The 21,151-nt window shown below is 59.0% G+C and carries 20 protein-coding genes and 1 tRNA gene; 11 read left to right on the plus strand and 10 right to left on the minus strand.

The features are described from left to right. Positions 1 to 71 precede the first annotated feature (71 nt). Entirely contained in the window at positions 72 to 410 is a 339-nt protein-coding gene (locus TRM7557_RS17185) for a hypothetical protein (protein WP_058291439.1), read from the plus strand. Positions 411 to 412: 2 nt separating this feature from the next. Here the strand turns inward: TRM7557_RS17185 and TRM7557_RS17190 are convergent, their stop codons facing one another. Continuing rightward, the gene (locus TRM7557_RS17190; protein ID WP_058291440.1) at positions 413 to 1,654 is read right to left on the minus strand and encodes a bifunctional alpha/beta hydrolase/OsmC family protein; all 1,242 of its coding nucleotides are present in this window, start codon (positions 1,652 to 1,654) and stop codon (positions 413 to 415) included. Positions 1,655 to 1,865: 211 nt separating this feature from the next. On the opposite strand from TRM7557_RS17190, the gene TRM7557_RS17195 reads away from it, so the two are divergent. Next, positions 1,866 to 2,405, plus strand: a complete 540-nt coding sequence (locus TRM7557_RS17195) for an NUDIX hydrolase (RefSeq protein WP_058291636.1) — start codon at positions 1,866 to 1,868, stop codon at positions 2,403 to 2,405. A 40-nt stretch (positions 2,406 to 2,445) separates the two neighbouring features. Here the strand turns inward: TRM7557_RS17195 and dddP are convergent, their stop codons facing one another. The 4 genes from dddP to TRM7557_RS17215 form a co-directional block, all read right to left on the minus strand. Continuing rightward, complete coding sequence (gene dddP, locus TRM7557_RS17200) at positions 2,446 to 3,801, minus strand: dimethylsulfonioproprionate lyase DddP (protein WP_058291441.1); 1,356 nt, start codon at positions 3,799 to 3,801, stop codon at positions 2,446 to 2,448. Positions 3,802 to 4,079: 278 nt separating this feature from the next. Continuing rightward, positions 4,080 to 5,069: a hypothetical protein gene (locus tag TRM7557_RS17205; protein ID WP_058291442.1), complete on the minus strand. Its 990-nt coding sequence runs from the start codon at positions 5,067 to 5,069 to the stop codon at positions 4,080 to 4,082. 263 nt (positions 5,070 to 5,332) lie between these two features. Continuing rightward, positions 5,333 to 6,580: an Hsp70 family protein gene (locus TRM7557_RS17210; protein ID WP_058291443.1), complete on the minus strand. Its 1,248-nt coding sequence runs from the start codon at positions 6,578 to 6,580 to the stop codon at positions 5,333 to 5,335. A gap of 167 nt (positions 6,581 to 6,747) precedes the next feature. Beyond that, on the minus strand, positions 6,748 to 7,566 hold the full coding sequence (locus tag TRM7557_RS17215) for an SDR family oxidoreductase (RefSeq protein WP_058291444.1): 819 nt from the start codon (positions 7,564 to 7,566) through the stop codon (positions 6,748 to 6,750). 105 nt (positions 7,567 to 7,671) lie between these two features. Here TRM7557_RS17215 and TRM7557_RS17220 point away from each other — a divergent pair, with 105 nt between their 5' ends. From TRM7557_RS17220 to TRM7557_RS17235, 4 genes are all read left to right on the plus strand, one after another. Then, complete coding sequence (locus tag TRM7557_RS17220) at positions 7,672 to 8,289, plus strand: hypothetical protein (RefSeq protein WP_131727569.1); 618 nt, start codon at positions 7,672 to 7,674, stop codon at positions 8,287 to 8,289. A gap of 272 nt (positions 8,290 to 8,561) precedes the next feature. Continuing rightward, entirely contained in the window at positions 8,562 to 8,885 is a 324-nt protein-coding gene (locus tag TRM7557_RS17225; protein ID WP_131727570.1) for a hypothetical protein, read from the plus strand. A 156-nt stretch (positions 8,886 to 9,041) separates the two neighbouring features. Further along, on the plus strand, positions 9,042 to 9,497 hold the full coding sequence (locus TRM7557_RS17230) for a hypothetical protein (RefSeq protein WP_131727571.1): 456 nt from the start codon (positions 9,042 to 9,044) through the stop codon (positions 9,495 to 9,497). Between the two features lie 201 nt (positions 9,498 to 9,698). Next, complete coding sequence (locus TRM7557_RS17235) at positions 9,699 to 10,196, plus strand: hypothetical protein (protein ID WP_058291448.1); 498 nt, start codon at positions 9,699 to 9,701, stop codon at positions 10,194 to 10,196. Positions 10,197 to 10,312: 116 nt separating this feature from the next. Here TRM7557_RS17235 and glnA read toward each other — a convergent pair whose 3' ends face one another. Both glnA and TRM7557_RS17245 read right to left on the minus strand, forming a co-directional pair. Next, positions 10,313 to 11,719, minus strand: a complete 1,407-nt coding sequence (gene glnA, locus TRM7557_RS17240; protein WP_058291449.1) for a type I glutamate--ammonia ligase — start codon at positions 11,717 to 11,719, stop codon at positions 10,313 to 10,315. A 49-nt stretch (positions 11,720 to 11,768) separates the two neighbouring features. Then, the gene (locus TRM7557_RS17245) at positions 11,769 to 12,107 is read right to left on the minus strand and encodes a P-II family nitrogen regulator (RefSeq protein ID WP_058291450.1); all 339 of its coding nucleotides are present in this window, start codon (positions 12,105 to 12,107) and stop codon (positions 11,769 to 11,771) included. Between the two features lie 169 nt (positions 12,108 to 12,276). Between TRM7557_RS17245 and TRM7557_RS17250 the strand changes: the two genes are divergently transcribed. Further along, a complete protein-coding gene (locus TRM7557_RS17250; protein ID WP_058291451.1) occupies positions 12,277 to 13,977 on the plus strand; it encodes a bifunctional ADP-dependent NAD(P)H-hydrate dehydratase/NAD(P)H-hydrate epimerase in 1,701 nt (566 codons plus the stop codon). Here the strand turns inward: TRM7557_RS17250 and TRM7557_RS17255 are convergent. Further along, positions 13,974 to 14,510: a Hint domain-containing protein gene (locus tag TRM7557_RS17255; protein WP_058291452.1), complete on the minus strand. Its 537-nt coding sequence runs from the start codon at positions 14,508 to 14,510 to the stop codon at positions 13,974 to 13,976. The two genes, TRM7557_RS17250 and TRM7557_RS17255, sit on opposite strands and share 4 nt — an antisense overlap. Positions 14,511 to 14,749: 239 nt before the next feature. Between TRM7557_RS17255 and TRM7557_RS17260 the strand changes: the two genes are divergently transcribed. After that, a tRNA-Leu gene (locus TRM7557_RS17260) sits at positions 14,750 to 14,834 on the plus strand. Between the two features lie 111 nt (positions 14,835 to 14,945). On the opposite strand, the gene TRM7557_RS17265 is transcribed toward TRM7557_RS17260, so the two are convergent. Together TRM7557_RS17265 and TRM7557_RS17270 are read right to left on the minus strand one after the other, a co-directional pair. After that, positions 14,946 to 15,725, minus strand: a complete 780-nt coding sequence (locus TRM7557_RS17265; RefSeq protein ID WP_058291453.1) for a substrate-binding periplasmic protein — start codon at positions 15,723 to 15,725, stop codon at positions 14,946 to 14,948. A 237-nt stretch (positions 15,726 to 15,962) separates the two neighbouring features. Then, positions 15,963 to 16,742 (minus strand): substrate-binding periplasmic protein, encoded by a 780-nt coding sequence (locus TRM7557_RS17270; protein WP_058291454.1) that lies wholly within the window; start codon positions 16,740 to 16,742, stop codon positions 15,963 to 15,965. 445 nt (positions 16,743 to 17,187) lie between these two features. Here TRM7557_RS17270 and TRM7557_RS17275 point away from each other — a divergent pair, with 445 nt between their 5' ends. The 3 genes from TRM7557_RS17275 (at position 17,188) to TRM7557_RS17285 (ending at position 21,140) form a co-directional block, all read left to right on the plus strand. After that, entirely contained in the window at positions 17,188 to 18,333 is a 1,146-nt protein-coding gene (locus TRM7557_RS17275) for a porin (protein ID WP_058291455.1), read from the plus strand. Between the two features lie 222 nt (positions 18,334 to 18,555). Further along, positions 18,556 to 19,887 carry a trigger factor gene (gene tig / locus TRM7557_RS17280; RefSeq protein ID WP_058291637.1) on the plus strand — a complete coding sequence of 444 codons (1,332 nt, stop codon included), beginning with the start codon at positions 18,556 to 18,558 and terminating at the stop codon, positions 19,885 to 19,887. A gap of 275 nt (positions 19,888 to 20,162) precedes the next feature. Then, positions 20,163 to 21,140, plus strand: coding sequence for a hypothetical protein (locus TRM7557_RS17285; protein ID WP_074941825.1), 978 nt, complete (start codon positions 20,163 to 20,165; stop codon positions 21,138 to 21,140). Positions 21,141 to 21,151 lie beyond the last annotated feature (11 nt).

Raw genomic sequence — 21,151 nt, forward strand, 5'->3', positions numbered from 1 at the left:
ACAGCAGATGCGTGGCGTCTTAGAGGTTATGGGGGTAAGGGGCAAGAGACAGCTTTCGGAGGAATTTGAAAATGCGGCTTTTCCTTGCATCCCTTTTGGGTTTCTGCGCCGTTTCCGTCCATGCCGATGACTGGCAACGGTTGGAAGGGGCAGCCATCTCTGCCGCGCTGACCGGGCGCACGGTCGAATATAGCAATGGCGCAACCCAGCGGTTCTCGGAAACGGGCTTTACCGAATACGACCATGGCGAACCCAGCTTTGGCAGCTGGGCCGTGCGCGGCGACCGGTACTGTTCGGTCTGGCCGCCCTCGGATGTCTGGGCCTGTTTTGACGTGGATGTCGCGGGTGAACGGCTGCGGTTCATGGGCGACCACGAAGATGTCACCGAAGGGGTGTTTATTGCGCAGTGACCCTATGCCGGTGCAACAGGCGCAGGCATGGCCATCAGTTTGGTGGCCACCTCTGACTCGCGTTCAAGGGTGCGGTGCACGGGGCATTTGTCCGCGATTTCCAGTAGTTTTCTGTGCTGTTCTTCGGTGATGGCGCCTTCGATATGGATCTGACGTGTAAAGCGGTCCACCTGCGCGGGGCCGGTGGGTTGGATATCCTGCGCGTGGACCTTGTCATGGCTGACCTCGACGCAGATCTTGCCGATCCGCCAGCCTTTGCGGCGGATATACATGCGCAGGGTCATCGAGGTGCAGGCGCCAAGCCCCGCCGCGACGAACCCATAGGGCGACATGCCCTTGTTGGTGCCCCCGTAAGCACGCGGCTCATCCGCATAGGTGTGATGCTGGGGGCCGTGCTGCACATCCTGCAGGAACCCATCAGGGTCGGCTTCGCTGACGCGGATGATGCCCTCTGGCGCGCCGGGCGGCGGCGCGGGGCGGCGCATGGGCACGTAACGGCCGGCCCAGGCGGCAATCACCTCGGCGGCATATTCCGCATCCGCCTGATCGCTGATTAGGTGATCGGCATCATCCAGCGTCACAAAGCTCTTGGGGTGGCGGGCGCATTGAAAAATATCCGAGGCATTGTCGATGCCCACGGTGGCGTCGCGCGGGCTGTGCAGCACCAGCAGGGCGGCGTCTAGATTGTGGATCGCATCGCGCAAGTTCACACTGCGGATATCCTCAACAAAGGGTTTGCCAATCACAAAGGGTCGCCCGCCCAGCGAAACCTCGGCTTGGCCCTCCGCCATGATCTGATCCAGCGCGCCTTCAAAGTGATGCGCCACATGGCTGGGGTCAAAGGGCGCACCAAGGGTCGCCACGGCCTTCACACTGGGCAAACCCGCCCGCGCGCGCAGCACCGCCGCACCGCCCAGTGAATGGCCGATCAGCAGGTCCGGTGCCATGCCGCGCCCGGCCAGATATTGCCCGGCCGCAATCAGGTCTTCGACGTTGGATGTGAAAGAGGTATTGGCAAATTCGCCCTCGGAATGACCAAGCCCGGTGAAATCAAACCGCAGCACAGCAATCCCCATGCCCGCCAGACGCGCGGCAACCCGGCGCGCGGCGGGGATGTCCTTGGAGCAGGTGAAACAATGGGCAAACAGCGCGGTCGCCAACACCGGGCCTTCGGGCAGGTCCAGCCGGGCGGCAAGCTGATGGCCCTTGTGGCCGGGAAAAGAGATCCGTTCGGTGGTGGACATGGCGGTCTCCTTTGAGCTGAGAGAGGGGCAAACGGTGGCGCGGGTGCGGTGTCTGTCCTATAGAGTGGGCGGCCTCTGTGCAGGGTGCAACCTGCGGCTTTGGTTTTGACGAAAAGGTGATAGGCCTGCGCCTGCGGTTCACGAAATTCGCCTTTTGAATCGCACAAGTGTGTGCCTCGATGCGGGGATGGGTTTTTGGCTTGAGAATGCAATGAAAGACATTGAAGAAATTGGATATTTCTCCGCAGATGACGATGCGGACCACAGCCTCTGGGCCGCGCTGTCTGGGTTTGTGGCAACCGCAACGGATCCCTTTGGTCGCGACCCACAGGTGGGTCATGTCACCGGTTCGGCTTTTGTGCTGTCGCCGGATCGCGAGGCTGTGCTGCTGACCCATCACGCAAAGCTCCACATGTGGCTACAGCTGGGTGGCCATTGCGATGGCATTGCGGATGTGCCCTTTGTGGCCCTGAAAGAAGCCTACGAGGAAAGCGGATTGCGCCGGATCCAGCCTGTGGGCGATGCGCGCCGGGTGCTTGATATTGATATTCAGACGATCCCTGCCACAGCAAAAGAGCCAGAGCACCTGCATTACGATGTGCGCTATCTGTTTCTGGCGTCGGATCTGGACTTCACGGTCAGCGCGGAAAGCAACGCGCTGCGCTGGGTGCCGCTGGGAGAGCTGGAGGCTTTCAACAACAGTGAAAGCCTGCTGCGGCTGCGCCAACGCACCCTGGACTTCTTGTGCTAACCCGCCCAGAGGGGCGGGCGCTGTTTTTCATGCTCGCCGTTTAGGTTTCGCCCATCAGCGCCGGGTCAAACGGATAGCTGATCAGGTTCTCATAGCCGTCTTCGGTGATCAGAACCTGCTCTTCCAGTTTGATCGAGAAATCACCGCCGACCTCGCCCACGCAGGCTTCTACGCACAGGACCATGCCGGGCTCCAGCGGGTAGTCATAGGCGCCCGCGACGGCCTCATCCGGGTAGGCAACCAGCGGCCATTCATCGCACAGGCCCACCCCATGCATCAGGCAGCTGTATTTCTGCGCCTGATATTTGTCGGCCAGCACATGGGCGTTTGCGGTCAGATCGGGGATCATGACGCCGGGCTTCAGCATCTCCATATTGGTCATGATGTGTTCGTGGGCGTGTTTCATCGCCTCGACCATATCGGGACGCGGCGCCTGATCGCCGATCCACCAACTGCGCGAAATATCGACACAGATCCCGTAAGAGCCGATCAAATCGGTGTCGAAAGAGATGATCTCATTGCGCTGCACAACCCGCGGGCCGCATTCCTGAAACCACGGATTGGTGCGCGGTCCCGAGGCCAGAAGCCGGGTTTCGATCCATTCGCCGCCGCGACGGATGTTTTCGGCGTGCAGCACCGCCCAGATGTCATCTTCGGTGGTCTGACCATCGCCTGCATTGGCGCGGGCGAAATCCTCCATCGCCTGAACAGCGGCTTCGCAGGCATGAACCGCGCAGCGCATCGCCTTGATTTCATCCACACTTTTGATGGCGCGGGCTTTTTCCGTCAGCTCTTCGCCGGGCAGAACAGTGAAGCCGACGCCCTCCAGCGACCGCAGCCCGTGCAGCATGATCTTGTCGACGCCAAGGCGCATATTGTGGCCGCCGTGTTCGGCGATCAGATCCCGCACCTCTCTGGCAAAACGGTCGGCGGCATCCCCGATTTTATCCCCGCGATCAAAGTAAAACAGATCCGCCCCCGACCGCCGTTCGCGCACCAGCGGGTTAAATTCCGACAGGAAGGGCGCCACCTTATAGTCCCAGATCACCATATGCCCGTCGGCACAGACCAAGAGCGCCCGGAACGGGTTATGCGCGTTCCAAAGCTGCATATTGGTGCTGTCGGTGGCATAGCGAATGTTCAGCGGATCAAACAACAACAGCCCGCCCCAGCCGCGTTCGGCAATGCCTGCCACCAGCCGCTGCCAGCGATAGCGGCGCATGGTGTCCAGATTGGGCAGGTCCAGCCCCACAGCCGCCCATTCGCCAAGCGCCAGCGGCGTTGGCCCGATCTCCACGCGGTCATTGTCATTTGGGCTACCGTCAGCCAGAACCTCTCCGCGCGTTGGGTCAATTTTGCGCCGGTCGCGAAAAGGGGACGGAAAAACTTGCTGCATGGCTCTCCTCCTTTGCCATGGTTGCTGTGTTTCCACACGTCCCCTCAGGGTCAAACAATTGGTGCCATCTGACCAATCCAGCGGCGACATCCGCGGGCTGAATTTATGTCGCAAATGAAACCTAAGCGGCGGTTTCGGGCCCGGATGTCAGGTATTCCATCGCCAAAAAGCGCGCCGCTGACCGCAGTTTGTCGGTTGATTCCCTAACATAAAGCGCAGCAGACGCAAAAAGCGCCCGGTGGGGCGCTTTGAGATTTCGATGTGGGTTTTTGCTGCGCTTACTGCAAGGCGGCCTGGACGATGCCGGTGCCCTGGATCAGGGCCACTAAAGACAGCACCACCAGCATCTGCGCCCCATAGCGCAGGTCGCGGCTGCGCAGCAGGGTGATGGCCACGGTGGTCAGCGCCAACGGCACAGACACCAGCCCCACAACCAAAGTGGTTGCCCAGGTTGCAACCTGATCCAGACGGTTGCCACGGTTTGCCCCAAAGAAAGACGCGCGCAGCGACGTGCCCTGTGTCGGCTCGCCAATTTGGGCCTCTGGCGGCGTCAAAGTGCTGGCCAGTTTTTCGCAATGCGCAGCAAGGTCATTAAAGGTGGCATCCACCGGCGCAAAGCGGGCGCGTTTCTTAGGCTGCTGGACGCGGTCAGTCGCCACTGGCGCCATATCGAGCACCAGCTCTTCGATCTCGCGACCTTCGGCGGCAACGGTATCCACAAAGGCGTCATAAGCTGCGATCGGGGTTGTGTTGTCTTCCAGCAAAGGGGCGTTCGTCTCATCAGAGGCCGCCACACCGGGCGCTTCAAACGCCGACATAAACATGGCGCAATCAATTTCTGCGGCGTTGTCGATCCAGGCAACAGTGGTCGCGGTCTCCATCTCGCAGATCAGATTGTGCAGCATCATAGCCAGCAGAAGTTCGGTGATTTCCTCGTCCAAGTGATCGGGGAAATGGGGGTTCACCAGGATTTCCAGCTGGCTTTTGCAGGCCTCGCCATCCGCTTGACGCAGGGGCGTGGGGCTGCGGCGGTGACGCAGGTCCAGACGGAAGCTGTCACAGTCCAATTCGACCCGGTGACCGGTCCGTGCATGGAACTGATCAACGTCATGGCCGTATTCTTCCAGCGTCCGCATAACAATAGCCGAGGCGACCGAGAGGGTATTCGTGGCCCTATCGCAAAAGCCCAGCTTGACAGAAATTTTGTCAGCGGCGTCGCGTCGCGAGAGCGTTTCAAAATTAGCTTGTGCTTTTGTCTCTGTAGTCACCGCTAGGATCCTCCTTCGGCTGTCGATACAGAGAAACTTAAAATTTGATCGAGTTTAAAGTTGGGCGGCTTTCGTGCAATCGCGGCCATCCTGTGAAAAATACTTTAAAATCCTGACGTCGGTAAAATTAATTTAAAAACAGATGGTTATGGGGATTTGTTGCTGCAAGATTACCGGAATGGGGCCAAAAGGCGGCGGGGGTTTGTCGAAAGCGGCTTACCGAACGGTGAATTCAATACAACAATGGTCAAGATTGCGGCGAGTCAGTCAAATGCGGTTTCCGAGGCAAGCGCAAGACCGTCTGCAACCGCTGTCATTGCGCGCTCGTCCTCCAGATCTGCGGCAGGACACAGGCTGCTGAGCGCCGCGCGTACATCGCCCAAAAGCCCAGAGCCGCCGACCATTACGCAGCGGGTGATGTCTGACGGTGACACTGAGGCCGCGCACAGGGTCTCTGCGGCGTGGCTGCGGATGTCCGCGACCATGGGCGCAAGCGTCCTGCCCATTTTCTGCTGATCCAGCGGCGCAGACAGTCCACGGCGCAGGACAGCAAGATCAATCCCCGTATGGCTGTCAGAGCCATTGGCGCGGATCTTGCCTTTCTCCACCGCAAAGGCGAGGTCATGGCCAAGTTCGTCTTCCAGCACGTCGACCAGCAGGTTCAGCTTGTCCGGCTCTACCGCGTGTTTGGCCAGATCCTGAGCGGTGCGGCGGCCTTCTGCACTGTAGAGAAAGGGGATCATCTGCCATGTGGCCAGATCATTGAAGATCCGGTTTGGCGCGGGCAGGGTGCCACCGCCAAAACTGTTGCGGATGTCACTGCCACGACCCAGCAGGGGCATGGCGTGGTCAATCGACAGCTGCCGGTCAAAATCGGTGCCGCCCAGACGCAGGCCGTGGCTGGACAGGATTTCGGTTTTGCCCTCTGCGTTCTGATGGAAGCAGGTGAAGTCCGAGGTGCCGCCGCCAATATCGACAATCAGCCCAAGACCAGCCCGGGGCCGTGCGGCGCGCAAGGCGGCTTCGGGTTCGTTCATGAACGTCACGTCCTGAAAGCCTGCCTTTATATAACAGGTGCGCAGATCAACCTCGGCCTGTGCATTGCGGGCCGCGTCAGCAGAGTGGAACCGCACCGGGCGCCCCGACAGGGCATGGGTGAATTCCATCCGGGTGGTGTCCTCGGCGCGGCGTTTCACTTCAGCGAGGAAACGCGCGATGATATCGGTGAAATCCAGAAGTTCCCCGCCAAGGCGCCGCTTTTCGTGCAGCAGCGATGTGCCCAGCAGGCTTTTGAGCGCCCGCATAAAGCGGCCTTCTTCGCCATCGATCAACGCGCGCGTGGCGCTGCGCCCGATCCGCAGACTGCGGCGGTTGCTGTCAAAGAAAACCGCCGTCGGCAGCGTGGTTTCGCCGGGTTCCAGCGGCACCAGAAACGGCGTCCCCCCCACAGCCACACCGGCGGCAGAGTTCGAGGTGCCAAAATCGATACCAAGGGTGCGGGGCTGGGTCATTGCAGCATGCTCCTGCGCGGGAAGGGGGAGGCGTGGCGTACCCTATGTCATGTCTTGCTGCAACAGCAAAGGGGCGCCCTGTGGAAGGCGCCCCTAAGATCTCACGTGGTTGGTTTTCGGGGACCGGTACGTGAGTTTTCGTGTGAGTGGTTAGCAGCTTTGCGCCATTAAAGGCCGAGTTGCGCCTTCATGCCACCGATAAAGGCCTCGTCATCGAGGTTTTTACGGTTGGTGAGAAGTTCCTCTGCATCCGCACCGGCACGGTAGCGCAAAGTGGCAGTGCCATCGGTGATCGCCGTCCAGATCACGTCGGACACAACCGACGGCTGAGACACGGTGGTCAGGTTTTCGGGGCTCCAGGCTGCGAACAGTTTTTGCACAACCGGCTGGTATTCGGTCATCGATTCGTCGTTGACGAAGTCGAAGGACCGGCCGCCAAAGTCGGTGGCAATAATGCCGGGTTCAACGATGGCAACTTTGATGCCAGCCGCTTCAAGCTCGTAGTGCAACGCTTCGGACAGGCCTTCAACGGCGAATTTGGTGCCGTGGTACAGGGTGCCCAGCGGGAAGGTCATCTGACCGCCGATGGAGGAAATGTTGACGATGCAGCCGGTGCCACGTGCACGCATGTGCGGCACAACTGCTTTGGTCACTTCCAGCAGGCCGATCACATTGGTGTCGAACTGGCGGCGGATCCGCTCCAGCGGGAAAGCTTCGAGCGGGCCATAAGCGCCGTAACCTGCGTTGTTCAGCAGGGCGTCGATCGCGCCGAACTTTTCGATGCCTGCAGCAACGGCGGCTTCGATCGATGCTGCGTCGGTCACATCCAGACGGGTGACCAGTACATTGTCGAGCTCTGCAAGCTCTGCGCCGTTTTCAACGGTGCGCATGGTGGCAATCACGTTCCAGCCTTTGGATTGGAACAGTTTTGCGGTTTCGCGGCCAATACCTGTGGAGGCGCCGGTGATGAGGATCGTTTGTGCCATGGGAAGCTCCTTTGCGTCTTGAGGAGCAAATGGCGCTGATCGCGGTCAATATCAAACGCAGATCGTGCCAACTGACTTGCGGAGCGTGCCAATCCTGCCGTTGCGGTGCCAGGGCAGGCGCGTTTTTGGCTGAGGACAGCTCGAAAACCGGTCACCTCGCGGCAGAACAAACTGTTCCCCTCACGGTGGGCTTACGTTATCGTGGGGGTGTGTGTTGTTGATGAATTGGGTTTTGGAGTTTTGGAAACAGCAAGTGACATCTCTCTGGCGCTTCTGCGAAACAGCGCGCAACCCTTGATGAATGGCGATTTTGCCAGTTTCTCGGCCTGTTTTAAACTTCCCCAGACCATCACAACCCCGCAAGGCATTCGAATGCTTAAAACAGCCGAAGATCTTCGTGTTCTCTTTGAGGAGGTGCGCGGCTATTTTGACAGCGAAGGGGTGAAGATGATCACCCGCAATTGCGTCAAGGCGGACTTCTCGGGGGAAGGGACCATTCTTTCGGTTCACGAAAGTTATCTGCTCAGTCCCAAAGGGCTGCTGCGTCCGCCCTATCAGGTTTTTTCCATCCTGCAGCGCCATGCCGAAGGCTGGCATATCGCCTTCTCGGACTACGCGCTTGGTGACAGTCTTGAACATTGTCGCGCGCTCAGCACAGCGGGCGGCCCCCCAGAACCGAAGCCAGTCGCACCACATCCCCTCAGCCAGCAGAGCAGACGCTAGGGCGGGCAAAAAATGCGGGCAAAGTCGTCGGGGATAGGGCCAGTTTGTCGAAACTTTCGGTCTAGACGCAGACGGTCGTCGAAAACCTGACCCCAAAGCTGTATCTTTGCGAGATGAATTTTGGTTCCAAATCAACAGGCGATTCAGCGGATGATATTGCGCTCGCGCTTCTCCATCGAAGCGCCGGCCCGTTGATTTCCGGAGATTTTGAAAGCTTCGCGGCCTGCTTCCACCTGCCTCAGGCGATGGCAACGCCGTCTCGAATTCGAATTTTGAAAACCCGCGCGGATCTGCGCGAGCTCTTTGATGATCTGATGCAGTATTATCAGGTCAATGGCACCAAAATGGTCAGTCGCAGGTTGGTCAAAGCAGAGTTTATGGGCGAAGCCAGCGTGATCTCGATCCACGAAAACATCCTGATCGGGAAGACCGGCGTCATCGCGCCCCCCTTGCAGCAGACGTCGGTGCTGCAGAAGAAAAACGGCAACTGGCGCGTGGGCTTCTGTGAATACACCCCGGCGGATGATCTCGATTTCTGCCGCGTTCTGGTCGGTGCGGCGGATGGCATGGCGCGGTCTTCGGCGCTGATGATTTAGGTTTGGGCCCGCGGCCTGACCTGAAAACACATGCGTTTTTCAGGAATTACCTGGGTATTGGCGTCATTCCAGCACTGGTAAAAGTCGCGCAGATGGCGCAAACTTTCACCATTGGTTGTATCGATGACTGTGTAAAACGTGTTGAACGAGTGCGACATGAAGATGAATTTTGGACCGGACAGTGCAGCGGGTATCGCGCGGGGGCTTTTACACAAGAGTGCGGGGCCCTTGATTTCGGGTGATTTCGAAAGCTTCGCCGCCTGTTTCCATCTGCCGCAATCTTTTTCGACACCAGCGGGCATTCGCATTCTGCGCACGCGGGCGGATCTGCGGTTGTTCTTCGACGATCTGGTGGATTTCTATCATCTCAGTGGCGCAAAGGTCATAAACCGCAAGCTGTTGCAGGCGGATTTTCTTGGCGAAGGCAGCGCGGTGTGCCTGCACGAAAACCGGCTGATTGGCAGCCGGGGCGTGATGCAGCAACCGGTTCGGGTGTTTTCGATCATGACGAAATGCGATCAGCACTGGGCTGTCAGCTATTGCGAATACACTCCTGCGGATAATTTGGATTACTGTCGCGCGCTGATGAGCCGACGGGATTTCGCCCTTTGATGCCCTGTGTTGCGCGCGGAGTACAGGGCCGCATCTGGCGCGTTTCGCGCATTTATTGAACGATCGTTTCAAAAAATGTGGTAAGCTTGCCTGTGGCGCGGCCGGATCATGGGGCCTCAGTTGCGGACTGCCGGTGTGTTGTGTGGGGCGTCCCGGAAGGGCGACCTGAAGAGTGAGCGGGAGAGACAAGCCTTGGGGAACATGGGGCAGGGCGACCAGATTGCACAAGACCAATTGGTGAACCTTTTGGAAGGAACAGGCCGTTCCCTCTTGCAGGGCGGTTTTGAAGCCTTTGCTGCGTGTTTCCACCTGCCTCAGACGCTGACGACCACCGATGGGATGCGGATTATCCGAACCCGCGAGGAGCTGGAGCAGCTGTTTTACGACCTTCGCTCCTATTACAGTGAAATCGGTGTCCAGATGCTGACCCGCCAGCCGGTGAAGGCAGAGTTCACCAATGAATTCACCATTCTTGCGGTTCATCAGACCTTTGTCATTGGTCAGCAGGGGTTGATGCGCGACCCCTACGAGGTGCTGACCATCCTGCAATATAAAGAAGGATCCTGGGCTGCGACTTTTTCCGATTATGCGTTGGGGGGCGGGCTTCAGGAGTGTATTGAGCAAAGCCGCCTGCGCGCGCCGGGGCAGCTGCCGGTTTTCAACCCGCCGATCATTCGTGGCGCACGCCGCACGGGCTGACATTTGTGTGCCGGGGCCTTTGCTGGGGCGGCCACTGTCGGGGCCTGTTTCACTGTCTTTGGTCCAACACAAAAGGGCACCCGTTCGGGTGCCCTTCGTCTTTGATCCGCTGGGGATTAGCAGCTGTAGTACAGCTGGTATTCCACCGGGTGCGGGGTGTGCTCGTAAGCTTCGACTTCTTCCATTTTGAGGTCGATGTAGCCTTCGATCTGGTCTTTGGTGAACACGTCGCCTGCCAGCAGGAATTCGTGGTCAGCTGCCAGGGATTCCAGAGCCTCACGCAGGGAGCCGCAAACGGTCGGGATATCGGCCAGTTCTTCTGCGGGCAGGTCGTAGAGGTTCTTGTCCATGGCTTCGCCCGGATCGATCTTGTTCTTGATACCGTCAAGACCCGCCATCAGCAGTGCCGCAAAGCACAGGTAGGGGTTGGAGGACGGATCAGGGAAGCGCGCTTCGACGCGCTTTGCCTTCGGGGATTCGGTCCACGGAATACGAACGCAGCCAGAGCGGTTACGTGCGGAATACGCGCGCAGAACGGGGGCTTCAAAGCCCGGGATCAGACGCTTGTAAGAGTTGGTGGACGGGTTGGTGAAGGCGTTCAGGGTCTTCGCGTGCTTCAGAACACCACCGATGAAGTACAGCGCTTCGTCGGAGAGGTCTGCGTATTTGTCACCAGCGAAAAGCGGCTTGCCGTCTTTCCAGATGGACATGTTCACGTGCATGCCGGTGCCGTTGTCGCCAGCGATCGGCTTCGGCATGAAGGTTGCAGATTTGCCGTACGCGTGTGCCACATTGTGGATCACGTATTTGTACTTCTGCAGCTCGTCCGCTTGCTTGGTCAGGCTGTCAAAGATCAGGCCCAGCTCGTGCTGACAGGACGCAACCTCGTGGTGGTGCTTGTCCACTTTCATGCCCAGACGCTTCATGGTGGAGAGCATCTCGGAGCGCAGGTCCTGGGCTTCGTCGATCGGGTTGACCGGGAAGTAGCCGCCTTTGACACCCGGGCGGTGGCCCATGTTGCCGGTCTCAAACTCTGCATCGGTGTTCCAGGACGCGTCGGTTGCGTCAACTTCATAGGACACTTTGTTGATGGAGTTGGAGAAGCGCACGTCGTCGAACAGGAAGAATTCTGCTTCCGGGCCCATGTAGGCCACGTCGCCGATGCCGGATGCTTTCAGGTAAGCTTCGGCTTTTTCGGCGGTGCCGCGCGGGTCACGCTCGTAGGCTTCGCCGGTGTCGGGCTCAACGATGGAGCAGTGGATGCAGATGGTTTTTTCCGCGTAGAACGGATCAACATATGCGCTGTCGGTGTCCGGCATCAGTTTCATGTCGGAATTCTCGATGGATTTCCAACCTGCGATGGAGGAACCATCGAACATGAAGCCTTCTTCCAGGAAGTCTTCGTCGACCTGATCGGCCATTACGGTCACGTGCTGCAGTTTGCCGCGCGGATCGGTGAAGCGAATATCCACGTATTCTGCTTCTTCGTCCTTGACCAATTTCAGGAATGCTTCTGTAGTCATTTGAAGTTTGTCCTCCGTCAGAAACTTGTAAGTCTTTGTTTTGTGTGTCTTAGAGAGCGTCCGATCCGGACTCGCTGGTCCGGATGCGGATTGCCTGTTCTACAGGGCTCACAAAGATCTTGCCGTCACCAATCTTGTCGGTCTTGGCAGCGGCAATAATTGCTTCAATTGCGGCATCGACCTGGTCATCATCCAGAACAACTTCGATTTTTACCTTGGGCAGGAAGTCCACGACATATTCTGCGCCACGGTAAAGTTCGGTGTGGCCCTTTTGACGACCAAAGCCCTTCACCTCGATAACCGAAAGACCCTGCACGCCTACGTCCTGCAGCGCTTCCTTCACCTCGTCCAGTTTGAACGGCTTGATGATGGCTTCGATCTTTTTCATACCTTGGGCTCCTCGCAACCTTGTCGAAAATGGTCAGATCATCTCTAACTGTTGGCTACAATGTGTTGCGAAACACGGGCGCAATTTCAACCGTGCCTTTCTGGTGATGTGCCTAAAAAATAACACCGCCGCCTAAAAAATAATCAACAAATGAATCCGAGTTTTTAAAATGACTGAACTTCTGACAGCTGCGCAGATGCGAGCGATTGAAAAAGCGGCAATTGAGGCGGGCGAGGTGACCGGTCTGGAGCTTATGGAACGGGCCGGGCGCGCTGTTGTGGAGGCGATTTACGAGGAATGGCCAGAGTTCCGCGGTGATTCAGAAGAAGATGGGGGCGCTGCCCCCCGGCCTGCGGCCGCCCCCCGGGATATTTCTGAAAAGATGAAACGGGCAGTTGTGCTCTGTGGACCCGGCAATAATGGCGGTGATGGGTTTGTGGTGGCGCGCCTGCTTGGGGAGCAGGGCTGGGCGGTGCGGGTGTTTCTGTATGGGGACCCCGACCGTCTGCCGCCGGATGCGCGGGTGAATTATGAGCGCTGGTGTGAAGTGGGGAAAGTGCAGGCTCTTGACGCATATGACCGGCGCGATGGGTGGGGCTGCGACCTCTTGGTTGATGCGCTGTTTGGGACCGGCCTGAAGCGAGCCTTGCCGGAATTAGGTGAGCTGTTTTGGAATATGGAGGACATGGTTTCGTGCTTTCCGGTTGAGATCGGACATGACATTGGGCGTCCGGCCATTGTTGCTGTCGATATACCTAGCGGGGTTTGTTCTGACAGCGGGCGCGTTCTCCCACATGAAGAAAGGGACTATTGGGCCTCTGCGGCCAGTGCGCATTTGACTGTGACGTTTCACGGTAGAAAACTGGGTCATGTGCTGGGGGATGGGGCGAATCATCGGGGCAAGCTCGTGATAAAGAGCATAGGTTTGCCGCGTACTGACGAAATTGGGTCCGTCAGCCGCCAGGCCTTGCTCGATCAATTCGGTGGGAAGCAAGTTGAACGCCTTGTGTGCCGGTATGCAGGTGTATCTGCGTATGATCTTCTCAAGGAAGGCCATGCCCACAAATTCTCTCACGGTCATGCACTGGTTCTGACCGGCGGGGCGGGTAAAACCGGGGCCGGGCGTCTGGCGGCGCGGGGGGCGCTGCGGATTGGCGCAGGGCTGGTGACGCTAGGGTCGCCGCCCTCGGCGCAGATGGAGGTAGCTTGTCAGATTACCGCGCTGATGCTGACGCGCGTTGACGGGGCAGGTGGGCTGGAGGCTGTCCTTGAGGATTCGCGGATCAATGCGCTGTGTCTGGGGCCAGGGCTGGGACAGGACCGCGCGCGGGACTTGCTCCCGGTGGCGCTGCGCGATCCAAAGCGGGCCGTTGTGCTGGATGCGGATGCGCTGTCGGCTTTTGCGGATCGGCCCGCGGATCTGTTTACAATGCTGCACAAGAACTGTGTCCTGACCCCGCATGGGGGAGAGTTTGCGCGGCTGTTTCCGGATTTGGCGGAAAAACTGGCAGCACCTGCGGAAACAGGCCCGGCCTATTCAAAGGTCGACGCGACTCGAGAGGCGGCCGCGCGGGCGGGCTGTGTGGTTTTGTACAAAGGCGCAGATACGGTGATTGCGTCCCCCAATGGCATGTGTTCGGTGCACGCGGCCGTGCGGGGCCGGTCAGCGCCGTGGCTGGCCACCGCCGGGGCAGGGGATGTGCTGGCCGGGTTTATCACCGGGCTAATGGCGCGTGGTTTTTCCCCGCATCACGCCGCAGAGACGGCGGCCTTCCTGCATGTGGAATGCGCCCGCACATTTGGACCAGGTCTGATCGCCGAAGATCTGCCCGAACAATTGCCCGCCGTGCTGCGCGATTTGGGCTGTTAGAAAACGGGACGCAACTGGTCGTCAAACTCATGGGCTGACAGAACTTCCATACCGCCTACATATAATGTGGCCGCAGAGGGAAAGATCAGCCGGGTAAGGCGCAGTTCTTCAATGCCGTCATCGGTAATATATGCCTCGTCAATCAGCGACGCAGAGGGTGCTTGCGCTTCGGGTTTGCCGTGCAGGGCGGTGGCACGCCAGTCGCGCAGGTTGACCAATTGATGAGCCGGCAGGCGGAGCGTGTCGTAAAACCCCGGATCACTCAGCACAGTGCGGGCGAACCGCACCATGCGGGTGCGCACAGTGACATGTTCAACGGATGCGACCGTCTGCAAGCCGCTGTCGCGGGTGATCAGCGATTGGCCGACTTCAATGTCCTGTGCTGGCAGAAAACCGCGGCGGGTCAGAACAGGGGTGTTGCCGGGCAGCCCGCTGACCGGGGCCAGACCGCGCAGACGCGGGCGCTGGGGCGCTGGAAAACCGGCGGCGTCAGCGTCGGGGCTGACAAAGGGATCTTGGTGCTGAAGGGCCATTGCAAAAAGTACCTTTATCTCTGTTCTGGGCAGTGTCGGCGGGCAATCGGGCAGGATTGTGTCGCATGCGCCGACAGAAAAAGGCGGTTCCTTTCAGTTTTAGTCGAAGGCGGATCAGTGGGTTTGAACAGCCCCCTGCAACTTCGAATGAAAAATGTTCATTTTTCCTCTCGCATCCCACAAAAAGCTCTGTTAATTACCGGATCCACGCTGGGGCGGCTTTGTTCTGGCGTATGGTTGCGCGTGTGGCGAAATTGGTAGACGCACCAGATTTAGGTTCTGGCGCCGCGAGGCGTGGGGGTTCAAGTCCCTCCACGCGCACCACTAAAATCAGATCCAGAATATTGATTTAGAACCAAAAAACCCGACCTTGCGGTCGGGTTTTGGTTTTTTGTGGCCTCAGCGCAGAGGCAGGGGCAGGGGGAGGGCGCAGCCTTAGCTGCCGCCAATGCCCAAAAGGGTGTTCAGCTCTGTTCTGGCGCTGTCCAATGCGCCGGATGCGGCCATTGCATCAAAGGCTGCCTGCAGCTGTTGGGCCAGCTCTGCGCCGCCTTCGGCCTTGGTCGAAACCTGCAGGAAGCCCTCGGTTGTGGCCAGAGGCGCTTCCAACGTGGTCAGAGAGGCGCGCTCTTCGGGGGTGAACTGCGTGTTCAGCATGTTCCAGCCGACGCTTTCATTGATGATAAAGGCATCGATGCGGCCGGCGACCAGCTTGCGGAAATTGGCAATGTCATCTTTGGTGGTCTGAACTTTGTAGGTGCCTGCTTCCGCAGCGTCCCAGAACGCCGGGAAATAGGAATAGCCCAGCGTCGCGCCGATGGTGATGTCTGCAACCTCAGCATGCGAGGCAAAATTCGGGATTGGTTTGTCCTTGCGATAGAACAGCACGACCTGATCCTTGGAGACCGGGCCAACTGGCACCAGGTCGTTTTGGTCTTCCAGCATGGACCAATAGCTGGACGCCGCTTTTTTACCCTGACGGGTCAGCTCCAGCCCGCGTTTCCACGGCAGATATTCAAAAGTGATCTCAACCCCTGCTTCTTGGGCAATTCGGGAAACCAGGCCATTGACCAGGCCACCTTCGGGCAGGGCGGCGCCGGTGAAGGGCGCGTATTCGCCGGTGGTGACGACAAGCGGCTCTGCCTGTGCGGCTGCGCCAATGAACAGGGCGGCAGAGGTCAGGGTGGCGGCAAGACGGCTGGTGAGTGTTTTCACGTTGGCTTCCTTTGGGTTGGTAAAGTCTGTGTTGGTTCGCCAAGACGCTTGGTCTTGGGGGGTATCAGCGAGGGAACAGGTGGCGCGTTTTGCGACCTGAACCGAGAACGTCACGGCATCGTCCCCCTGCGACGGGCCGGATCGGATGGGCCGGTGCGGATGGGCCGGTGCGGATGGCCCCGCAGCACGGGGCCAATCCTGCGCGGATCCTGTTTCGTCGGGATCAGAGGGGGCGGATCAAGAGGCCGGAATGCCTGCGGTTGCGCGCAGCGCGCCGTCGACGCGATCCAATTCGCCAGAGGCCTTCAGCGCGTCATAGGCGGCTTGCAGCTTCGCCGCGATCTCTGCACCGCCTTCCATTTCGGTGGACACCTGCAGGAAGCCATCGGCCTCTGTCACCGCGGTTTCGGTGACAGTCAGGGAGGCGATCTCTTCGGCGGTGAACTCGTTCTTCAGCATGTCCCAGCCAACCAGTTCGTTGATCACAAAGCCATCAATGCGGCCGGCCAGCAGCTTTTTGAAGTTGGCAAGGTCGCTTTGGGCGGTCTGGATTTTGAATGTTCCTTCTTCGCCCGCGGCCCAGAACGCTTCGCTATAGGGATAGCCAAGGGTCGCGCCAAAAGTGCGGCCGCTCAGATCAGACAGTTCGGTCCATTCCGGCAGCGGCTTGTCCTTGCGATAGAAGAACACGATCCGACCAGAGGACACCGGGCCCACGGCGATCAGGCCGGTCTGATCGGCCAGTGTGTTCCAATAGCTGGCCGCGCCTTTCTGGCCCTGACGGGTCAGGGTCAGGCCGCGTTTCCAGGCCATATATTCAAATTCGATCTCGACGCCGGCTTCTTCGGCAATGCGGGAGACCAGACCGTTCACAACACCCTGATTGGGCAGGTCGGCGCCTGTCATCGGGGCGTATTCACCGGTGGCAATGACCAGCGGGTCGGCGTGGGCTGCGGTGCCCAGCAGAAGGGCAACAGAGGTAAAGGTGGCGGCGAGGCGGCTGGTGACAGTTTTCACGTCTTGATCCTATTGTCTGGAGGAGGGTGCTGCATGTTCTGCACCGGGTTGGGATCAGGTCCCTTGCGGCCATGTTTCGGCGCAAGTTCTTAGAAAAGTCTGAACGCGACCAAGCGACTCAACCCGCAGGTTTCGATCACATTTTGTTCAACCTGTCGGGAGCTGTCGCAATTTGAGTCCTGCATGGCGGACATGCGCATTTTGGGCGACTTGAGGGGTTGAAATTGCGATTTCCCTCGCAGGCCTAGATGCGAAAACCCGGAATAGACCGGCGCTTTTGATGCAAATTGTGCCAATCTTTTTTTCTTTCCAACATGTCGGTCCAAAATGGATTTCAAGACCTTTCGTCCGGGAATTTTGACGCTATCTCCGAGATACGGACCGGAGCCGAGGGATGGCGGGATACCGGCCGCGACCATGCATGACCATTTGGAGCATGAGACAGATGAAAACCACATTCTCCCCCAAGCTGACCCTGGGCGTCAGCGCTGCAGCTATGACCGTTGCTCTGGCGGCTCCGGCCTTTGCGGGCCCGACCTACACCAATGACAACGGTGGTTCGGTGACCTGGTACGGCCAGCTGAACCCGACGCTTCAGTACTATGATGACGGCGCCGAAGATTTCACCCGCCTGCTGGACAACTCGGCCAGCAACTCGCGTCTGGGTTTCACCATCACGCAGCCGTTTGGTGAAAACACGCTGAAGTTCAACTTTGAAACCGCCCTGTCGCTGCGGGCCTCTGACGGTGTGAACCAGAACGACCAAGGCGATATCACCGACTGGCAGCGCACCGACATCCGCAAGGTCGACCTGTCCTACGAAACTGCGCGCTACGGCACCTTCTCGATCGGTCAGGGCTCCATGGCGGCAGATGGCGTCACTGGCATTGACCTCTCCGGCACCGGCCTTGGCGCAAGCGTTGCGGTTGCAGACAGCGCAGGCGGATACTTCTTCCGCGACAGCACCGGTGCGCTGACCGGCATTGAAGTTGCAGACGCCTTTGCAACCTTTGACGGCTCCCGCCGGGGGCGCATCCGCTATGACAGCCCCAGCTTTAACGGGTTCTCTGTTGCCACCTCTTACGGTGAAGATATCTTGACCGAAGATGCGGACACCACCCAGTACGATCTGGCGCTGAACTATGCCAATGACAGCGTGGGTGACTTCAAAGTCGAAGGTGGGTTGGCCGTGAACTGGACCGAACGCGGCGGCTCTGCGGATCGTCAGGACATTATCGCGTCGGTTGGGGCCCTGCACAAACCCACCGGCCTGTCCGTGGCGCTGGCAACCGGGTCCCGCGACACCGACGGCACCAATGTTGATGGCTCTTATGGCTATATCAAACTGGGCTACACCACCAATCTGATCGCAGCTGGCTCCACCTCTGTGTCGCTGGATTACTATGATGGGTCTGACATGATCACCGCCGGTGACAGCGCGGAATCCATTGGCGTTGCAGCGGTGCAGAAGTTCGACGATCTGAACCTCGAAGCCTACGTCGCCTACCGTCAGTACTCCTATGACGACACCTCCGCGACCAGCTTCCAGGACGGTGACGCTGTACTTCTGGGCGCGCGCTGGAAGTTCTGATCGCACCGCCTATACCCACAGGAACGCCTCCCGATTTCGGGGGGCGTTTTGCATTTGTGACCCGTGCTGACCTCGTAAAACGCGGAAAATTGCCCCTGTTTCCCGGTTCCGGCACGGAATGCGGCTTATGCCTCTTGCACCGCGCGGCGCAGGGCAATAGAAGGCCTCAAATTGACCGGGGGCGGAGCCTGCGCGCCGCCCCGAATCTCTATGGGGAATATGATGCAGGTTACTGAGACGCTGAACGAAGGTCTGAAACGCGCCTACGCGATCACCATCACCGCAGCCGAGCTGTCCGAAAAAGTCGACGCCAAGCTGCTCGAGGCACAGCCCGAGGTGGAACTGAAAGGCTTCCGCAAGGGCAAAGTGCCCATGGCGATGCTGAAAAAACAATTTGGCCCCCGCGTTATGGGCGAAGCCATGCAGGAAGCCGTCGATGGTGCCATGAACGAGCACTTCGAAAAATCCGGCGACCGCCCGGCGCTGCAGCCCGACGTCAAAATGACCAACGAAGACTGGAAAGAGGGCGACGACGTCAACGTCGAAATGTCCTATGAAGCACTGCCGGAAATCCCGGAAGTTGACGTGTCCGGTGTTGCGCTGGAAAAACTGATCGTCAAAGCCGAAGACGAAGCCGTGACCGAGGCGCTGACCAATCTGGCAAGCACCGCTCAAGACTTCGAAGCACGCGACGAAGCAGCCGCAGCCGAAGACGGCGACCAGGTTGTCATCGACTTCGTGGGTTCCGTGGACGGCGAAGAGTTCGAAGGCGGCGCAGGCGAAGCGTATCCGCTGGTTCTGGGCTCCAACTCCTTCATCCCCGGCTTCGAAGAGCAGCTGGTCGGCACCAAAGCCGGTGAAGAAAAAGACGTCAACGTGACGTTCCCGGCGGAATACGGTGCAGAGCACCTCGCGGGCAAAGAAGCGCTGTTCAAATGCACCGTCAAAGAAGTCAAGGCGCCCAAAGCAGCCGAGATCGACGACGAGCTGGCAAAGAAATTCGGCGCAGAAGATCTGGAAGCCCTCAAAGGTCAGATCTCCGAGCGTCTGGAAGCTGAATACACTGGCGCCGCGCGTCAGGTGATGAAGCGTGCCGCGCTGGACGCGCTGGCGGACCTGGTGTCCTTCGATCTGCCGCCGTCCCTGGTGGAAGCCGAAGCCAAGCAAATCGCGCACCAGCTGTGGCACGAAGAAAACCCCGAAGTGACCGGCCACGATCACCCGGAAATCGAAGCCACCGAAGAGCACACCTCTCTGGCAGAGCGCCGCGTGCGCCTCGGCCTGCTGCTCGCCGACATGGGTCAGAAAGCCGAAGTCGAAGTGACCGACGCGGAAATGACTCAGGCGATCATGCAGCAAGCCCGCCAGTACCCGGGTCAGGAACGTCAGTTCTTCGAGTTCATCCAGCAGAACGCTCAGATGCAGCAGCAGCTGCGCGCGCCGATTTTTGAAGACAAAGTCATCGACCTGGTCTTTGAAAAAGCAAACGTCTCCGAGAAAGAAGTCTCCAAAGACGATCTGCAAAAAGCAGTTGAGGCTCTGGAAGACGAATAAGTCTCCGCGCCAAAGCATTTCAGAAAGGCCGCCCCTTGGGGCGGTCTTTTTCGTTTGCACAGTTGACGTTGGGGCAGGGCGCTGAGGGGCTTTGCTCGAATGTCTTTTGCGCACCGGGCCATGGCGTGTATCCTGCGCGCGAAACCAGTTGTATTTTCACGTTTAAAGGTGACCTTAAAGATCTTGGAAACCGAAGGTGGCACAATATGCCCCTTGTTTCTGACCACGCGATTGGCAGGGTTGCGACATTGAACGCCAATTGAATTGGGCCACACGTGCAAGACAGATCTTCCTCTCTTCAAGCGGCACCCGCAGAAGCGGAACCGGTGCGTCGGTTCAGCGGCCTGAAAAGCCCAGAACAGCTCTACCGCGTGCTGGGTGTGCTGTGCATCGTGGTCCATATGCTGTTGATTGGGGACAAGCTGTTCAACGGGCTCTGGGGGCTCGCCGGGCTCGAGGCGCTGATTTGTACACTCGTGCTGATCAACCTCGAAGCGTCCTATCGCGGCCATCGGTTTCCGATCCCGATTGCTGTTGTCCTGACGCTCCTTGCGGTCGACCTGCCTTTTGCAATTCAGGGCCTTGGGGTGCAGGAGGTCTATTGGGCCTTTCCCACCATCGTGGGCTTCATTGCGATCAGCGAAGGGCGTGTCGGCCTCGGGCTCAGCGTTGCCCTTTGTGTCTTATTGCCTGTTGTGCTGGCGGGGATGGGGCAGGACATTCGGTTTCTCGCGCCGCTGACCCTGTCTTTGGGGTTGGTTACGGCCTTTTCCTGGTTCATGGCCCGGCGCATCGGCGACCTGCAAAAGCAGGCCCGCAATATCAAGGCGCTGGACGCGCAAAGCGGCGCATACAGCCGCGGCTATCTCGACTTTCTGTCCAAATCCAACGACTGGGCGCAGACCAATCTGGTTCTGGTGGACTGGCAGCCCAAACAGGGCGTCACGCCGACCGATCTGCAGATGGAAACCCTTGCAGGCCTTCTGGGGGCAGAGCTCGGCGGGCGGGACCTGCTGTTTCGCGTCGACGATCGTTCGCTTCTGGTGCTGCTGCCAGAGGAAGCAGCCCATGTGATGTTTGAACGCGCGCAGGCGTTTCAGGATATCACCGAAGCCAGCGCCCTGTCAGTGGAAGGCCGCGCCCGCTTTGGCTGCGCCTCCCTGCGCGAAGGAGAAGCCTTCTGGGACGCCGTGTCCCGTGCCCGCGACCGGATCCTCACCGCCAAACACCACAGCCAGCGCCGCGTCGTTTGACCGGCCTCCGC

This window comes from Tritonibacter multivorans, from assembly GCF_001458415.1.
Taxonomy (GTDB): Bacteria; Pseudomonadota; Alphaproteobacteria; order Rhodobacterales; family Rhodobacteraceae; genus Epibacterium; species Epibacterium multivorans.

What these genes read in the sequence shown, in the direction of transcription:
- glnA (WP_058291449.1), bottom strand. Translation starts at nt 11,719, where the DNA reads ATGACTACAGAAGCATTCCTGAAATTGGTCAAGGACGAAGAAGCAGAA.
- TRM7557_RS17215 (WP_058291444.1), bottom strand. Translation starts at nt 7,566, where the DNA reads ATGGCACAAACGATCCTCATCACCGGCGCCTCCACAGGTATTGGCCGC.
- TRM7557_RS17245 (WP_058291450.1), bottom strand. Translation starts at nt 12,107, where the DNA reads ATGAAAAAGATCGAAGCCATCATCAAGCCGTTCAAACTGGACGAGGTG.
- TRM7557_RS17250 (WP_058291451.1), top strand. Translation starts at nt 12,277, where the DNA reads ATGACTGAACTTCTGACAGCTGCGCAGATGCGAGCGATTGAAAAAGCG.
- TRM7557_RS17235 (WP_058291448.1), top strand. Translation starts at nt 9,699, where the DNA reads ATGGGGCAGGGCGACCAGATTGCACAAGACCAATTGGTGAACCTTTTG.
- TRM7557_RS17210 (WP_058291443.1), bottom strand. Translation starts at nt 6,580, where the DNA reads ATGACCCAGCCCCGCACCCTTGGTATCGATTTTGGCACCTCGAACTCT.
- TRM7557_RS17195 (WP_058291636.1), top strand. Translation starts at nt 1,866, where the DNA reads ATGAAAGACATTGAAGAAATTGGATATTTCTCCGCAGATGACGATGCG.
- TRM7557_RS17230 (WP_131727571.1), top strand. Translation starts at nt 9,042, where the DNA reads ATGAAGATGAATTTTGGACCGGACAGTGCAGCGGGTATCGCGCGGGGG.
- TRM7557_RS17185 (WP_058291439.1), top strand. Translation starts at nt 72, where the DNA reads ATGCGGCTTTTCCTTGCATCCCTTTTGGGTTTCTGCGCCGTTTCCGTC.
- dddP (WP_058291441.1), bottom strand. Translation starts at nt 3,801, where the DNA reads ATGCAGCAAGTTTTTCCGTCCCCTTTTCGCGACCGGCGCAAAATTGAC.
- TRM7557_RS17255 (WP_058291452.1), bottom strand. Translation starts at nt 14,510, where the DNA reads ATGGCCCTTCAGCACCAAGATCCCTTTGTCAGCCCCGACGCTGACGCC.
- TRM7557_RS17275 (WP_058291455.1), top strand. Translation starts at nt 17,188, where the DNA reads ATGAAAACCACATTCTCCCCCAAGCTGACCCTGGGCGTCAGCGCTGCA.
- TRM7557_RS17190 (WP_058291440.1), bottom strand. Translation starts at nt 1,654, where the DNA reads ATGTCCACCACCGAACGGATCTCTTTTCCCGGCCACAAGGGCCATCAG.
- tig (WP_058291637.1), top strand. Translation starts at nt 18,556, where the DNA reads ATGCAGGTTACTGAGACGCTGAACGAAGGTCTGAAACGCGCCTACGCG.